18 protein-coding genes and 1 pseudogene are annotated in these 14,970 nt (G+C 37.1%); 17 read left to right on the plus strand and 2 right to left on the minus strand.

What is annotated here, in order from left to right; genetic code table 11:
* A pseudogene (locus tag BP95_RS33045) lies at positions 1–177 on the minus strand (IS110 family transposase); the annotation flags it as partial.
* A gap of 310 nt (positions 178–487) precedes the next feature.
* On the opposite strand from BP95_RS33045, the gene BP95_RS0111510 reads away from it, so the two are divergent.
* From BP95_RS0111510 to BP95_RS0111520, 3 genes are all read left to right on the plus strand, one after another.
* Complete coding sequence (locus BP95_RS0111510; RefSeq protein ID WP_028532215.1) at positions 488–967, plus strand: DUF2975 domain-containing protein; 480 nt, start codon at positions 488–490, stop codon at positions 965–967.
* 10 nt (positions 968–977) lie between these two features.
* Positions 978–1,196, plus strand: coding sequence for a helix-turn-helix domain-containing protein (locus BP95_RS0111515; protein ID WP_028532216.1), 219 nt, complete (start codon positions 978–980; stop codon positions 1,194–1,196).
* A 269-nt stretch (positions 1,197–1,465) separates the two neighbouring features.
* A complete protein-coding gene (locus tag BP95_RS0111520; protein ID WP_021254897.1) occupies positions 1,466–2,056 on the plus strand; it encodes an SMI1/KNR4 family protein in 591 nt (196 codons plus the stop codon).
* Positions 2,057–2,119: 63 nt separating this feature from the next.
* Here the strand turns inward: BP95_RS0111520 and BP95_RS0111525 are convergent, their stop codons facing one another.
* On the minus strand, positions 2,120–2,392 hold the full coding sequence (locus BP95_RS0111525) for a hypothetical protein (protein WP_028532218.1): 273 nt from the start codon (positions 2,390–2,392) through the stop codon (positions 2,120–2,122).
* Between the two features lie 218 nt (positions 2,393–2,610).
* On the opposite strand from BP95_RS0111525, the gene BP95_RS0111530 reads away from it, so the two are divergent.
* The 14 genes from BP95_RS0111530 (at position 2,611) to BP95_RS0111620 (ending at position 14,963) form a co-directional block, all read left to right on the plus strand.
* Positions 2,611–3,045, plus strand: coding sequence for a GNAT family N-acetyltransferase (locus BP95_RS0111530; protein WP_021254895.1), 435 nt, complete (start codon positions 2,611–2,613; stop codon positions 3,043–3,045).
* Positions 3,046–3,141: 96 nt separating this feature from the next.
* On the plus strand, positions 3,142–3,543 hold the full coding sequence (locus tag BP95_RS0111535) for a hypothetical protein (RefSeq protein WP_155987234.1): 402 nt from the start codon (positions 3,142–3,144) through the stop codon (positions 3,541–3,543).
* An 86-nt stretch (positions 3,544–3,629) separates the two neighbouring features.
* Positions 3,630–4,157 carry a GrpB family protein gene (locus tag BP95_RS0111540; RefSeq protein ID WP_231515094.1) on the plus strand — a complete coding sequence of 176 codons (528 nt, stop codon included), beginning with the start codon at positions 3,630–3,632 and terminating at the stop codon, positions 4,155–4,157.
* Between the two features lie 413 nt (positions 4,158–4,570).
* Complete coding sequence (locus BP95_RS0111545) at positions 4,571–5,203, plus strand: hypothetical protein (RefSeq protein ID WP_028532221.1); 633 nt, start codon at positions 4,571–4,573, stop codon at positions 5,201–5,203.
* 138 nt (positions 5,204–5,341) lie between these two features.
* Positions 5,342–6,196, plus strand: a complete 855-nt coding sequence (locus BP95_RS0111555) for an aminoglycoside phosphotransferase family protein (protein ID WP_028532222.1) — start codon at positions 5,342–5,344, stop codon at positions 6,194–6,196.
* Positions 6,197–6,376: 180 nt separating this feature from the next.
* A complete protein-coding gene (locus BP95_RS0111560) occupies positions 6,377–6,964 on the plus strand; it encodes a histidine phosphatase family protein (protein WP_028532223.1) in 588 nt (195 codons plus the stop codon).
* A gap of 164 nt (positions 6,965–7,128) precedes the next feature.
* Entirely contained in the window at positions 7,129–7,884 is a 756-nt protein-coding gene (locus BP95_RS30160) for a phosphotransferase family protein (RefSeq protein WP_155987236.1), read from the plus strand.
* A gap of 479 nt (positions 7,885–8,363) precedes the next feature.
* Positions 8,364–8,864 carry a hypothetical protein gene (locus BP95_RS0111575; RefSeq protein ID WP_028532224.1) on the plus strand — a complete coding sequence of 167 codons (501 nt, stop codon included), beginning with the start codon at positions 8,364–8,366 and terminating at the stop codon, positions 8,862–8,864.
* Between the two features lie 605 nt (positions 8,865–9,469).
* Positions 9,470–9,847 (plus strand): hypothetical protein, encoded by a 378-nt coding sequence (locus BP95_RS0111585; protein WP_028532226.1) that lies wholly within the window; start codon positions 9,470–9,472, stop codon positions 9,845–9,847.
* Positions 9,848–9,930: 83 nt separating this feature from the next.
* Positions 9,931–10,842, plus strand: a complete 912-nt coding sequence (locus tag BP95_RS0111590) for a serine hydrolase domain-containing protein (protein ID WP_231515095.1) — start codon at positions 9,931–9,933, stop codon at positions 10,840–10,842.
* Between the two features lie 39 nt (positions 10,843–10,881).
* Positions 10,882–11,805: a DUF7638 domain-containing protein gene (locus BP95_RS0111595; RefSeq protein WP_028532228.1), complete on the plus strand. Its 924-nt coding sequence runs from the start codon at positions 10,882–10,884 to the stop codon at positions 11,803–11,805.
* Between the two features lie 55 nt (positions 11,806–11,860).
* The gene (locus tag BP95_RS30165) at positions 11,861–12,400 is read left to right on the plus strand and encodes an NUDIX hydrolase (RefSeq protein ID WP_081819867.1); all 540 of its coding nucleotides are present in this window, start codon (positions 11,861–11,863) and stop codon (positions 12,398–12,400) included.
* A gap of 749 nt (positions 12,401–13,149) precedes the next feature.
* Positions 13,150–13,617: a VOC family protein gene (locus BP95_RS0111610; RefSeq protein WP_021254879.1), complete on the plus strand. Its 468-nt coding sequence runs from the start codon at positions 13,150–13,152 to the stop codon at positions 13,615–13,617.
* A gap of 488 nt (positions 13,618–14,105) precedes the next feature.
* Entirely contained in the window at positions 14,106–14,963 is an 858-nt protein-coding gene (locus BP95_RS0111620) for a GNAT family N-acetyltransferase (RefSeq protein WP_036666980.1), read from the plus strand.
* The last annotated feature ends 7 nt before the right edge of the window (positions 14,964–14,970 follow it).

A 14,970-nucleotide genomic window follows, 5' to 3' on the forward strand; every position in this document is an offset into this window, starting at 1 on the left:
CATCTCAAACCCCTCAAGATGATTGCCAAACTCTAGCGGTGTACCTAATGCAATTCCACGAAAGCTGACTGCGCGGGCCACATGGAATTCTTGGGCGATATCTACGCCGATGACTAGGTGATGAACGGTAATGTTTTCAATGAGTTGATTTTGCTTGTCCTGTGCCTTAAACTTCATAGTAGAGCGACCTCCTGGATGGGATTATTGAGGCAATGACCTCGTGCACAACCCCATCGTACCGAGGCGCTCGTTTTTGTTCAACCACCCAATTATTCGTATTACAGGAATTCTAACGGGCATCTAGTTGAACAAGTTGGAAATTTAACATTTTAAAGTAAGAGCATTTCTTTGTAGTGAGAAATGCTCTTTATTTTTGTAAAATTGCACAACAATAAAAATTCAATAAATATCAATATTTATTTATTGTAAAACGATATATTTAATGATAAAGTTACTATGTCATTAAATCAAGTGAGGTGCTTTTTTTTTGAAAAAAGTAGCGACGTTCTTTTTAAAGTTAGCTGTTATTCTTATTGGAATCCCCGTTCTTGCGTTTTGTATATTTTTGGCTCCTAAAATCGGAGTTTTTGCTGGGAAATTGTATCCAGATATTGCTTATCTAAAATCTCTCGTTTTAATTTTGTTGTATGGAGCGGCTGTGCCTTTTTACTTTGCTCTCTATCAGGCTTTTAACCTTTTGCGATACATTGACGAGAACACAGCGTTCTCGGATTTATCTATAAAGGCGTTAAAGAACATAAAGTGTTGTGCAATAACAATAAGTGGTTGGTACGTATTAGGTATGCCGCTCTTTCATTTTATAGGGGAGAAAGTTGACCCTCCTATCGGATTTGTGGGACTCATCATCATTTTTGGTTCGTTGGTTATCGCCATTTTTGCAGCTGTTCTCCAAAGACTTTTACAAGAAGCGATTAATATAAAATCAGAAAATGATTTGACGGTCTGAGGTGGAGGATATGGCAATTGTTGTTAATATTGATGTGATGTTAGCAAAACGAAAAATGAGTGTAACGGAGCTTTCAGAAAGGGTTGGAATTACTATAGCGAATATTTCCATTCTGAAGAACGGAAAAGCAAAAGCGGTTCGTTTTTCAACATTAGAAGCGATATGTAAGACTTTGGATTGTCAGCCAGGCGATATTTTGGAGTACAAAAGCGATAAGGACTCTCAATAAGAATATACAACAAATTTTTATTTAACTAACGGGCAGGATGTTAGGAATATCTTCAAAAATATAGTAAGGTGGAATAGCACCATCGCAATTCCAAGATGTGGTATGCTTTATTGAGGATTTAAAAAAAGGCATCATTCTATTTATAAAAGGAGACTGCTGACAGTACACTTTAGAAAAAGAGCCTTTCGGCTCTTAAGGTAGAATGGATGTATTCGTGGAATAATAGATTGATTCCTTGCGAAGAATAATTATATTTGGAGGTAAGTAAGATGTCTCTAATAGATGAATTACATAAAACAATAGAGGGTTTATTAGCTGAGAAAGTTGTTGATGAGGATATTGAGTATTTCGAAGAGTACAAGAAGATAACAGGAGTAACAGATAAACAATTTGACGACTTTGAAAGAGATTTTAGCATTTCATTACCAACGGATTTTAAGGCGTTTTATAAAATTAAAGATGGTAGCGGCTATCCTCTTAATCTTTTGTATACTTCATATAAAGATAGTTGTATTCCATTTACATTGCTTTCCTTTGACGATATTAGAGATACCAAGAAATTTTTCTGCGATCGCGATAATTTAATGAGTGAGTATTACAGCGATAAGGAAATTAGTAAGCTTGATCCTCGTATTAAGCCATATTTATTTAACAAGCGTTGGTTTCCTTTTGCACAGGTTGTAGGAGGGTCATTGTATCTAATGTTAGACTTTGACCCGACAGAACATGGTACAGTTGGGCAAGTTATCTTTTATGTACATGACCCTGATTTTGTTTATTTTATAGCTCCAACATTTTCAGAACTTTTAGAAGATACAATTCAAAATCTTGAAGATGATTGGTATGAAGAATGCCTATGAAAAATAACCTCTGAGTCCGCTCGGTGTCAAATACTTTATTTTCTGTTGACTGTAGCGCCCAACTTAAGGCGTGAGAGAAAAGAAATAAAATTCCCCTTTCTTGTTGATCTTGCCTACGATTGTAGGCTGTTTATCTTTCTTGAATGTATATTCATTCAATTTAACAGTAACTTTATATCCGGCCAAATTGACAATGAATATGGATTTAACTTTACCGCTTGCTGCAGAAATCGCTTGTTTTGGGGTATATTTAGGCTTGGCAAAGGATTTGGCAAAATCTTTGTCACTCTTCCAATCCGTATAAATCGTCTTTGATTTGATAATAGATAATTGCATTTTTCACTCGTTGTTTTTTCTTATCGTAACGAACAGTGAACCTTGCAGCAGGCTGGGACAACTCTCCTTTTGGGCATAACTTTGATTTCAAGTGTATGTAGGTGAAGTAGTGGAAAAATTTTGATTTCCGTGTAATTATGAAAGTGGATAACATCTTCTAGCAGCCGGAGGAGCGTATATTATCCAAGATTAAGATAATGAAGAAAAGGGGAGCATTTATGATAGCACTTAAGGAAATAGATCGAAGTAATTTTTTTGAAGTCATTAAATTGAGTGTCGCTGATGAACAAAGTGAGTTTGTAGCGACAAATTTGTTTTCGCTCGCACAGGCTAAGGCATTCCCAGAGTGTGTCTGCTTGGCTATTTATCATGATGAAGTTCTAGTGGGATTTACGATGTATTGTATAGATGAAGAAGATCATGAATATTGGATTTATCGGTTAATGATAGATACTAAGTATCAATCAAAAGGTTATGGGAAGGCTGCTATGGAACTGCTCATTGAAAGGATTAAAGAAGACAGACAGCATCGGGTTATATACATAAGCTTTGAACCAGAGAATATTTGGGCAAAACAGCTATATGGAAAATTAGGATTTACAGAAGATGGCCGAGTAATAGATGGGGAAATCGTTTATAAACTGGAGTATTAAGCACAATCAAGAGATAGACAAAATAGGGTAGCAAGAGCGCAGTTTGAAACTGAAATAATTTTTATGGGTGATTTAATGGAGTATTCAAAATTCTACTTGGATCAATTTTTCAATTCGATAAATGAATATCAGTCAAAAGTTGAATTATTAATCTTAGCAAATTCATTTGTGCAAAAGACTGAGAACATTAGATGGGTTATGGCGTTAAACCAATTAATGAATTGGCAATCGATGTCTGAAAGATCTGGGGTTTGGACTTACTATGAAGTGTTAGAAATAGACTCGGCAAATGTGCTGATAAGTATTCTTCGAGAATACGATGAAAGAATTATTTTAGAGAATTATTGTAAAGGTATAGATAATTATCTTAATGAAGAGATAATGAACGAAGTTGATAATTGGATTGGATGTAATGAAACAGAAATCGATAGATTTATTGAACATATATTTCTAATGCATAGAGATTGGTTTTATAACTATTCGGCGGTCACTCCGTGATTCTAGGAAGATGGGGCGTCACGTTATCGGATATCTTCGTAAAGGCATATTAAAGGGGATGGCTATTTAAGATGAGTTCGAGACCAGTGATTATTGAAGATTATAATGATGCATGGCCTGTTATGTTTGATGAATTGAAAGATATATTAGAAAATAAATTAGAAGAGTTAGCTTTAACCATAGAGCATGTTGGAAGTACCTCTGTACCTGGCCTTTTAGCCAAACCAATTCTTGATATAGATATTGTAATAGACTCAATGACATTACTTCCTCAAGTAATTGGAAAGTTGAGTGAATTAGGTTACTTTCATGAGGGTAATTTAGGGGTAGAGAACAGGGAGGCTTTTGCAAGAACTGATGACATAGTTCCCTATAATGGAGAGATGAATCAAAAGCCGAAACATCATCTTTATGTTTGCAACAAGGAAAGTGAAGCATTAAAGAAGCACATAACATTTAGAGACATATTAAGACAACACCCGGATTTAGTAACCGCTTACTCATCTTTAAAGATAGAACTTGCAGAGAAATTTACGAATAACCGTACAGCATATACGGATGGGAAAACCCATTTTGTAAATACTGTTTTGGACGAATACAAGAGTATTTTGTAGGTGACTAAACCAGGAACTTCTCATAACACCGGGTTCACATATTGGGACCACTGTGCATTGGTTGTCAGATGTATAATCATGGAAGAGGCTCAGACAACAAACGACCCAGCCTAAGATAAGAGCTATCTAAGGCTGGGTCGTTTCGTGAATACAAGAACGTTTTACGCAATATTGCCAACTCATGTACATAACAAGGGAGCTAACTTGGTCAAGGTAGAACGGCTGACCTATTTGAATATAAACAAGACAAAATCATTAAAACACCAGTAGCCTATGAATTAACTTATTTAGACGTATTTAGCTCACAATCTTGCGAGGCAAAGTTAAGTCCGTCGGACTTGGATTTAAGCCTCTCGGCTTCGTAGATACAAGGACGATAGGCGAAGTATTTTTGAAGAAAGGAAAATCAATCGATGAATATTAGAGGCGTTATTCTTGAAGGATATTCAAACGCGGGTAAGACTTCGCTGCTCAAAGCGATAAAACAATCTCAAGCACTCGATGAATCAGCGGAGTTGAGTGTCGTAATACTTGGGGAGCATTACTCTCAGATTCTGAATAATGTTCAAGGCGAATTTGTTCGATTATCAAGGGGCCAGCATCTCGAACTTTTGCGAAATAGAGTTGGTATGCTAAAGAATCTTAATGATTGGGCAGTATATTTGGGGCCAGGGAAAAGAAAATCAAGAGGCCTTTTCTTTATTTTAGAACGGTTCCATCTAAATCACCGAGTCGCATTCTCGGATTCAGACGATGCAGAAATAACAAGTATAGAGCATGATTTAATCAAATTAGGAGCTAGGTGTTTATTGCTGACTATTTCCGACGAAATAGTCGAGGAAAGAATAAAAAGTAGAAACCCTGAGGTTTGGATGAACAAATCAAGGGAAGAAATCGATCTGGAATGTAAAGAATTGATTGATACGCAAAATAGTCTTAGGATTCAAGCGTACAAATCAATGGTACCGACAATTGAAATAAATACGGATAATAAAGAATGGGACAAGTATGCAGGATTAATCATGGAAGACAATGACTTCACCTAACAAAGTAGTCTCGAATACAAAGGAGAATAAATGAATGACGATCGTTGGTCTTCTTGGGACGATTCATAATGAAGAAATTAGTAACCGAGTGAATTGCACTTTAAGCCTATATAGGGACATAAGAAAGGATGATCTATCATGACAATCACATTGGGTAACAAGATTGGTGAAGGAGGCTGCTCTGAGGTTTTTGATATAGGGAACAATCAAATCATTAAACTTGCCAAGGAAAATACGAGTATTGAAGCTGCAAAGAGGGAATATCTCAATAATTCCATCGCCTGGGAATGTGGTCTCTCTGTGCCTCAACCTTTTGATTTAACAGAAGTGGATGGCAGACCAGGGATTATAGTTGAGCATATTATTGGTGAGACAATGATGGAACGTATTATTAAAAGTGCTATCAAGAACGATGAAATTATCCAGGATGATATTCGACTGACAGCCCAACAATTGTATAACGTACACAAAACTTTATTTGCCGGGCACGAATTACCGAATCAAAAAAACGTTATTAAATCGCACATTTTGAGTGTGAACTACTTAACAGCGCATGAGAAAGAAAGCGTAATCTCATTACTTGATTTTTTGCCAACCAGACAATGTATGTGTCATGGAGATCCGAATCCAGGAAATATAATGATTAAGAACGATGGGAAGGCTGTCTTGATAGACTGGAGTAATGCCACTGTTGGAAATCCTGAGGCTGATATAGCTGAATATATTCTTATGATTCGTTATGCGATTTTACCCCCTCATTTTCGTGAGGACATTAGACATGAATTTGAATTCATCCGAGAGAAATTAATTACTATTTTTATGGATGAATACACAAAATTATCAGGAATTGCTTATGATGAGGTTGTCCCATGGTTAACACCGATTGCTGCTAGGAAACTATCTGCTGATGCAATATCCGATTTGGAAAAAGAGAAGCTTCTTGAAGAGATTAGAAGGACTTTAATGGAGATAAAAGGGAAGCTCATTCAATAAAGATGCGACATAAGCTAGCACAGTATTCAAGCTGCTGAAGCCATATACCCTGCGGGGCTAAATGAAGAGGGGCCGGCAAAGTTTTGTCATCTAAACCTCATGGCTTCGTGAATACAATTACACGCTAGATGTAAGAACGGTAATAAAATGAAATATAAGATGATGAAAGGGGGAATAAGTATGACAACGTTAGGACTTATTAGACATGGGGTAACGGAATGGAATTATGAACATAGAGCTCAAGGCCAAACAGATATACCTTTAAATGATGAGGGACGCCAACAAGCTGAATTATTATCAAAGAGAATGAGTAACGAGGAATGGGATTATATTTATTCAAGTGATTTATCAAGAGCCCTTGAAACAGCTGAGATCATTGGGAAGATAAAAAATATTGAAGTAAAAACAGACCAACGATTAAGAGAAATGAATTGTGGACTTATAGAGGGCACTACAGAACAAGATCGAGTTAGTAGGTGGGGACACGGATGGTCCAAACTTGATCTTGGCATAGAATCAAAAGATGAAATCGTAACAAGAGGAATGCAGTGTCTTATGGACATTTCAGATAGACATCCTAACAAAAAAATATTGATAGTAAGTCATGGAGCATTAATTGGGCTGACTTTAAAGAAACTAATTCCGCATATTGATACAGAAGAACACCTTAATAATACTTCTGTTACCATTTTACATACGGGTCAAACTAGATGGGATTGTGAGCTATATAACTGTACGAAACACTTGAATATAGAACGTTACGAGTAGCAGTGCTCAATGAAAGAGGATACATCATATAACATTATATTCATGCAGCGGTTCTGTAGGCCCCTGAGCCTCCAGGAGGTAAGAAGCGAGGTGTTTGAGATTCTTTAAGCAGTACTTCGAATAATACTGGATCCGGGCAACTAAGTGACCAGGAGTGATACAAGGTGAAAGAAGAATGGGAAAGATCAAGTAAGAGTAGTATGCACATCGAATATGAGGCTCTAAATAGTATGATTAGCCAAGTTTTCAGAGGCAAGCGTCTCACCAAAGCTGAACGAACACAAACAGGACTTAGTAATGGTACCTATAAAGTGGAGATTGAAGGAACTACTACACCCTACTTTTTAAGGATCTTTGCTGGAGGTTCAGACGAAGCTTCAAAAGAAAAAGCAATCGCTGAGAGATTGCGCGGCGTCGTGCCAGTTGCCGATTATATATATCTGGATGTAAGCAGAAAGCTAATTGAATATGATTGGGCAATAATAGAGTGGAAAGAGGGAGTGTTACTGCGTGATCTTCTACATAGAGGAGATGAACGTCAGATTGCAAAAGTTGCGGAATCTGTCGGCAGTGTACTAGCTCGTATTCACTGTCATACATTTGAATGTCCAGGTTTTTTTGCAGGGGATCTTACCATCTCCACCCCATTTAACATGGATGAGAACGAATTTATCTCTTTTATTTCTGAAAGCTTGGATAGGGGGAAAACTGGGGAATGGCTGGGAGAGGAAGCAACGGAGAAGGTTCGATTATTCTGTGAGTCGCACCGTTCACTAATATCCGAAATTCATGAACCGCCAGTCCTCGTTCATTCGGACTTCAATGGTCTAAATCTTTTGGTGATTGAAAGGCCAGATGGGTTCGAAGTATCCGGCGGTATTGGATTGGGAGTTCGCCTTCTCAGGAAGACGCTATGTTGATATCGGGAATATGCTTCGGTATGAACACGACAATTCCTTGTTCGAACGTCATTTTATAAAGGCATACCGGGGTTCAGGTGGATTCCTGCATGAGAATTGGGTTCTATTATCTAAGCTGGAGGATTTGATTGCCTTGTGTGATTTACTGAATCGTTCGACTTCGGAAATGCCGAACAGAATCGCGGATGTAAGGCAACTTATCATTAAGACTGTACAATAAAATTTGACTAGCGGAAACATGATAATAACTTCCCTAAAGGATTATACAACTTGTTTAAGGATGAATGAAAAGCCATTTGAAGAAAAACAGTTTAAAGACTTAGATTCAATAGCTCTTTTTATGCAGGCTATTAATGAATCGAACAAAATGAATGGAATTCTGGATTACATTAAAGCTTCCCAATACGGAACAAGGTTATGAAATCCCAGAGAACATAAGTAAAGATTTGAAAGACTTAATATACAAAAGGTGATGACAAGTGAGAAAAGCAACGGATGTAGAGGTTTCAAATCTGATTGAAATCTTTAGTGTATTGGAAGTTGAAGAAATTGAAAATCCAAATTCTTTATTTACAAACGTGGGGATTCTAGATGTGTACCCTAAATGCTTATCGATTGAAGATGCGGCCATGTTGATAGGCGCAGAACATAATGCTAGATATGAGCATAGATTTGTGGAGTTCTTTCAACGTTGTGTAGAAATGATTCCTGGATCAGTATATGTATTACAGCGTCCCATTTTTAGTGAACCAAAGCATTCTGAAAAAGCAATCTTCAGAATTGAAGAAAGTAATGATTTATTGAATATCCTTACTTTTATGACGAGAGAACAGTGTTTCTACAATATTTATTTTATTGAAGCCAAGACTGCAATTATAGGAAACTTTGATTTATCTTGGCCAATATACAGCAACTCAGATAATTATAATATATTCAATGAGGTAGCCAGAGATGTAAATTTATATATTAGAACTAGTTAAAGAGTTTATTACAGGAGGGTTTAGCAGCTCGTTTTAATATTACATGTTCATAAATTTAATATTATAGTACTACTCGTTTCAATGCTCGTATTATTATATGTAACTTATACTATTGTACCTTATGCCGATAATAATGGCTTTTTCAATGAGAATGAAATACCAAGAAATAAAGAAGTTTTTAAGTACGCAATATTATGTTACCCATTATTAATCAGCTATATTGTGTTTGTAATTCAGTTTTTTCGTAAGATTACATTCTTGATGAGTCTGAATTACCCCATAATCTTCGTTAATCTATATATTGGTCTGTTTCTTGGCTTACTAGTAATGGGTGGTGCAATATTATGGCTGATGGTATTTGCTTTTATTTTTGCACTGGTAGCACTATTCATACTTTTTGTATATGGCCTGTATAAAGATTATAAGTGCATTAAGAAATATAGAGATGAACTTAATAGATACAATTGAGGGAATCGACGATGTCTTATATAAGAGAACAGTGTAATCGTAGCCGTTCACAGCCTCTTGGCGCAGTGAATGCTTGAGAAGGTAACTGAAATTGTTGAAGATATAAGAATATTAATACCTGAACGAGGATGATGGATATGTTTATTGTCAAAGCATCGAACCAGCGGCATCAGTGGATATCAGGAATATTCAAAGAGGAACAAGAAGTTCTAAACTATATAGACTCGATACCAAATGATTTAAAAAACGATCAGATCATTATTGAGCTTCCGAATACGAATTATCCATTTTACATTATTGAAAAAGAGAATGAATTTGATTTCATAGAAGTAGAAGAGTTGTTACAGATGATTAATGGAATTGAGACAACAGAAGAAGAAAATAGAGTTTATTTCAATATTTTTGTAATAGAAACGGATTTTGTACCTAATAAGCCAGGGGCAGATTATATGGGGATAATTAAGCACGAACATGTTTTATTGGATGGTACAAGAGAAAGGGAAATGGTTTCTTAATACAAAGAGGTATCTTGTAAGTTGATAAGTGAATATGTGGAAGATCGAACCCTTCAAATTTGAAATAATTGGAGGTCATAGTTATGACAGCAGAAACATTAATTGATAACAAGTTTCTACCGTTAATTTCATATACAGAAGAAGCGGGGAAGAAGTTTGGATCTTCCGCTGCTTCGATAGTGATTATTCAGGACAACAAAGTGTTAACAGAATGGTATGCGGGACAGCATCATTTTAAGAAGGGAGCTCTCGTCGTATCATCTGATTCTATGTTTAACTTATATTCACTAAGAAAGACATATGTCGGACTTGCTACAGCAATCGCGGTTGTAGAGAGCAAGTTGTCCGTGGATTGTAAGGTTTCTGATGTGCTCACAAATACACCTGACTACGAGTTGGGCAGCACTACAATAAGAGATTTAGCAACCAAGTCAGGCGCTAAATATTTTGGGCCAAACCATATTGAGCGTGAGGAAGTAGCTTGCGACCTCATTAGAGAACTGACGGGATGTAATATTGCGGAACTGCTTACAGAACGTATATTCAAACCGATGGAGCTAACGGATACAGAATGGGTTTCGGTACCGAAAGAGAAATTAGTTTGTGATTTTCAAGCTGGAGACGGCTATGCGTCCGTTCGAATTGAGTCCAATGAGGGTCATGAAAGAAATCTGTATTCAAGTGCGAGAGACCTGGCACAGTGGGGAAATTTACATCTCAATAGAGGTTTCATCAATCATAGTCAGTTAATACCTGCTGATGTATTCACGCTCATTGAACAATTGCGGATGGATACGGAGGATAAGAAGCGTATTTTTGGATGGTACTATCAGGATAAGTGGTATTATGCATCGGGTGCAGCAGGTTGCCACTGTGTAGTTGTGCCAGAGTTTCAAGCGGTAGCGGTTCGAATGTTCAATAAATATACGGAGGACTACACGGAAGATCAGAATTCTTTTAATGAAATATTCTATAATTGCCTTCAAGGAGTCTAAACGAAAGTGAAACAATAAATGGTCGAGGGTGTGAATCATATGCAGAAAATACGGAGAACAAAAGTAGTAGAAGGTGTTACAGTTCCCGGGATCATAAATAATGGTGGTTCTTATTTTTATATTAATGTTGATGTGTATGAGGATGGGATGTCAAATTGCTGGGAACTTGTAGATTTGAATGGGCTTCAAGAAAAACTTCGTTCTGATTGGTTAACTCCAACAATCCCAGATCAGGAAGAACTCTCTATACATGGTCTAGGAATGTATATCGTTCAAGAAGCCGAATGGAAATTTGATAAGCCCGCATACTACAAGCACATAGAAAGCAAAATTAGAACGATTAATCCTAACTTCGAAAATATCTATGAAATCACTTCTTGGCAAAAACAATTGGCGGAGAAACGACGAATTACGTATTCGCCTACAGCTATTAATTATTATGTTGTTCGTGAAATGTTCTATGAAACAATAACTGGCGATGAGTTCTCTATCTTTATGAAGTATGAAGATAATAATTATTTGGTAAATCTGGTTGTTTACGAGAATGGGGCAGTGGTTTGCTATTTCCAGGGAAATGAAATGACTTATCGTTTAGAGGAGATTGCTGAACTTTTTAAAAATGGCACCTTCTTCACTGACTTTAATGAACCAACAACAATCATTTTATCTGATTTAGGTGAAGTAACGTTCTCACAAGCCATCTATCCAACAAATATCGAGGATAAATATACCGAGCTGATCGATATGTATAAAAAATGTAAAGGCGAGAAGACGTCTTTAGAAGAGTGCAGAGAAGCATATTATCAATATCTAGAGGATCCGATTGAGTTTTACCGCGAAAATTTAAAAGTAAAATATGAGCTTGTACCAGAGCATGAGAGAATGTTCTTAGGTGATATGGACAGTAAGGATTGGGATTATCGGAGAATCATCTACAGACCCGATGAGAAGCGTGAAGTGTAATTAATTTAAACCGGTACAAGCTATCGAAAAACTGCAAGTGAATCATACGAAGAGTATGAAAGAGTACATTTGTAGGGAGTTTATGCCTGAGAATGAGAAACTCGTATTCCTTCCTTCTGGATGGTTTTTGAGCAAAGCGGTAGGAAAATACAATCATCTAAATAAGGCGCTGAGTGATATGGATAAAGCATATGGAGGAATTGTATTTAATACAGAAGGTAAAGTGCTCATGCGGAGCCCGAAGAATCATTGGGGTGGATATGTATGGACATTTGCAAAGGGAGGCCCGGATGTAGAAGATATGACTCCCGAAGAAACAGCAAGAAGAGAGGTGCAAGAAGAAACGGGGTATGCATGTAAGATTATAGCTTCAGTTCCTGGGGAATATGAATCGGATACGTGTAGGACAATATATTTCATGATGGAACCAACAGGCATGGTGACGGAGCATGATGCTGAGACTCAAGAGGTACGCTGGGTTGATGTAGAAGAAGCATTTGAGATGATTCATCTGACAAAATCCATAAAAGGAAGAAACAGAGATAGAGGTGCTTTAGAAAGTGCAATAAGGGTGAGAGATGCTTTGAAAGGGTAAAGGAATTTTGTATCGTGATTCCCTATGACTACGCGTTTGGGTCTACCCTCCTTTGGATTAAGGATGTATAATCATGGAAGCAGCGCAGGGAAACAGCGCCCCAGCCTAAGATAAAAGCTATCTAGGGTTGGGGCGTTTCGCAAATTCAACCGTTTTATGAATGTATTGCTCCATAATGAATGCCCCGACTGTATAAAGCGTAGTGATTTCACTATAGGGCATTCAGTTTGACAGGAGTGAATGTTATTAATATTGGGGAATATTGGACCAGGGATCTAATCAGCAAGGATATTTTACGAAGCCACACAGCAGTGTGTTTCTTTAAGCTTCTTGGGTTGATGGTTACACTCATTAGGAAAAAACGGCAATTAAGAAACCAAAGAAAGACGGTAATGTTATGGCATTCTGTATTGAATTCAAATTACTTGAAATGAATGATAACAAAGCCATCTATGTATACGGGGATTGTTCAGAGAATTTTGAGGGGATATTTGAATTAGAGTTAGAAAAGTTATTCACTGGTGAGATTCCTAGTGATACGAGCATGACGCAAGTAGTGAAAGTAATTCGACCCTGTCTAAGTGATGGAGCTTATCAGCATAAAGCAAACAGGGCATTTAGTAAGATCTATAAGCATTTTAAAAAGACAGGAACCTATTTAATAGAAGGTGGCTATTATGCATAGCATAGATGTAGGAAATTACTAATTTCACAAATTAGTACATCATAAGCCTAAGGAGATCATCATTATGATTCAGAACTTATATGAGACACATTTACAAGTGAAGAACCTGGATAAATCGATTGAATTCTATAAGAATCTAGGTCTTGAACTATCTTTACTCGATGGAGAAAGAAGAGTTGCCTTTTTTTATATTGGGAAGGATCGACAATTGCTTGGGCTTTGGGAAGTTCCGGAGATTAATGAGGTACAAAGAAGACATTTTGCATTCGGAACAGATGTGGAGTTATTAACAACAGCAATTGATTGGTTAAAGGAAAAAGGGATAGAGCCGATTCAAGCTCTTGGCAAAGAGCCAACGGAACCGATCGTACATACATGGATGCCAGCGGCAGCCATTTATTTTAATGATCCTGATCATAATGAACTTGAACTGATTGCATGGCTGCCAGATCAGCCTCAAGATATCGGATATGTGCCTTATTTAAGTAAATGGAATGAAATCGTGAAAGCAAGCAAGAGTAGTGGGAACTAGCTGTAATACAATAAATCCCGTAAGTATCATTCGAAGACGTCTTGTGAACAAAAGGGGAAAGTGATGAAAGATAAAATAGGAGCCGCTCGTAAAACGATCATCACTCTTAATTCTATTACATTGCTTACTCTTTTAAGTTCGACCTACAACTTTGTTCATTCTATTACGAGTGATTTTAAAATGATTCACTATAAGGGCTCGATGATTACTGATGTTGTTTTTGAGAATTTACTTTTTCGTATACATACAGACTCCGAGATATTTAGTCGATTTTGTCACCCTATACTGATTATCCTAATTGGGATAGCGATAAATATAATATATTACATTGTTACAATTATAATTGAAGGTAAAAAGGCTCATACTGGATGAACTTAGGCCATTACCTCAGATACAAATAACGCCCCAGTCCGAGATGACAGCTATCAAAGGCTGGGTCGTGTTGTATCTATAGCACCAATAAAGTCAATTAAGAAGTGAGGCTGCTAATGGAAATAGTAGAGGCAGAAAATAGAGAAGATATACTGAGGTTAGTCGGTCACATATCTCCTCAAGCTAGAGAATTTGTGAGCGAAGCGTTTCGTGAGCAAGCTGTATCCGTCTTTCATTATAGTCGAACGGAAGAAGTTCATGGAGTATTTTGTGCAGCTGAGAATGATGATTGCACGATTGCGTATGTTTCCTTTCTAAAAATATCAATGAACGAATTAACCTTCATCCTAGGGTTAATTGATGCGACAATCCGGACGTTCTTGGAGGAAGGCGATGGAAAGGAACTTTGCTTCAATGTATATGGGGAAAATGAAGAGGTCATTGCGTTTATAAGAAGCATCGGATTTCAATCGGATATGGAAGGATATCATCTCATATATACCAAGACAGAAGTACCAGATGTGCCGACGTCACAATTGATTGAAAAGCAGTTTGAACCCTCTATGCTGCAAGAATTTATTGAATTATTTGATCGGGGATACCTCCAATTACAGCTGGAAAATGGTCAGATAACGGATTGGCATAGCTCTAATCGGGTAGAGTTCCTTAACTTGCTTCAAAACAAGACACGTAGCGATGAACTTCGTTCATTTTGGCTAGACAATCAATTGATCGGTTCCTATCTCATCCATAACAATTACATTCAAGACTTGGTAGTGAATCCAGATTACCAGAATTGCGGGTACGGCAGTATGATATTGGCCCACTGTGTTGCACATATGAGAGCGAACAAGGGGATAGATAACGTTTGTCTGCGTGTGGCGAAATCCAACTGGAGAGCTAAACGATTCTATAAACGAAATCACTTCGAAGAACAGGCCAGTTTTGCAGAGCATACTTACATTCCAGGTTAAGCAGAAA

Origin of the sequence: Paenibacillus sp. UNC217MF (assembly GCF_000686865.1) — a bacterium.
Taxonomy (GTDB): domain Bacteria; phylum Bacillota; class Bacilli; order Paenibacillales; family Paenibacillaceae; genus Paenibacillus_B; species Paenibacillus_B suaedae.

What these genes read in the sequence shown, in the direction of transcription:
- BP95_RS0111620 (WP_036666980.1), top strand. Translation starts at nt 14,106, where the DNA reads ATGGAAATAGTAGAGGCAGAAAATAGAGAAGATATACTGAGGTTAGTC.
- BP95_RS0111515 (WP_028532216.1), top strand. Translation starts at nt 978, where the DNA reads ATGGCAATTGTTGTTAATATTGATGTGATGTTAGCAAAACGAAAAATG.
- BP95_RS0111555 (WP_028532222.1), top strand. Translation starts at nt 5,342, where the DNA reads ATGACAATCACATTGGGTAACAAGATTGGTGAAGGAGGCTGCTCTGAG.
- BP95_RS0111590 (WP_231515095.1), top strand. Translation starts at nt 9,931, where the DNA reads ATGACAGCAGAAACATTAATTGATAACAAGTTTCTACCGTTAATTTCA.
- BP95_RS0111525 (WP_028532218.1), bottom strand. Translation starts at nt 2,392, where the DNA reads ATGCAATTATCTATTATCAAATCAAAGACGATTTATACGGATTGGAAG.
- BP95_RS0111560 (WP_028532223.1), top strand. Translation starts at nt 6,377, where the DNA reads ATGACAACGTTAGGACTTATTAGACATGGGGTAACGGAATGGAATTAT.
- BP95_RS0111520 (WP_021254897.1), top strand. Translation starts at nt 1,466, where the DNA reads ATGTCTCTAATAGATGAATTACATAAAACAATAGAGGGTTTATTAGCT.
- BP95_RS0111530 (WP_021254895.1), top strand. Translation starts at nt 2,611, where the DNA reads ATGATAGCACTTAAGGAAATAGATCGAAGTAATTTTTTTGAAGTCATT.
- BP95_RS0111610 (WP_021254879.1), top strand. Translation starts at nt 13,150, where the DNA reads ATGATTCAGAACTTATATGAGACACATTTACAAGTGAAGAACCTGGAT.
- BP95_RS0111585 (WP_028532226.1), top strand. Translation starts at nt 9,470, where the DNA reads ATGTTTATTGTCAAAGCATCGAACCAGCGGCATCAGTGGATATCAGGA.
- BP95_RS0111595 (WP_028532228.1), top strand. Translation starts at nt 10,882, where the DNA reads ATGCAGAAAATACGGAGAACAAAAGTAGTAGAAGGTGTTACAGTTCCC.
- BP95_RS0111545 (WP_028532221.1), top strand. Translation starts at nt 4,571, where the DNA reads ATGAATATTAGAGGCGTTATTCTTGAAGGATATTCAAACGCGGGTAAG.
- BP95_RS30165 (WP_081819867.1), top strand. Translation starts at nt 11,861, where the DNA reads ATGAAAGAGTACATTTGTAGGGAGTTTATGCCTGAGAATGAGAAACTC.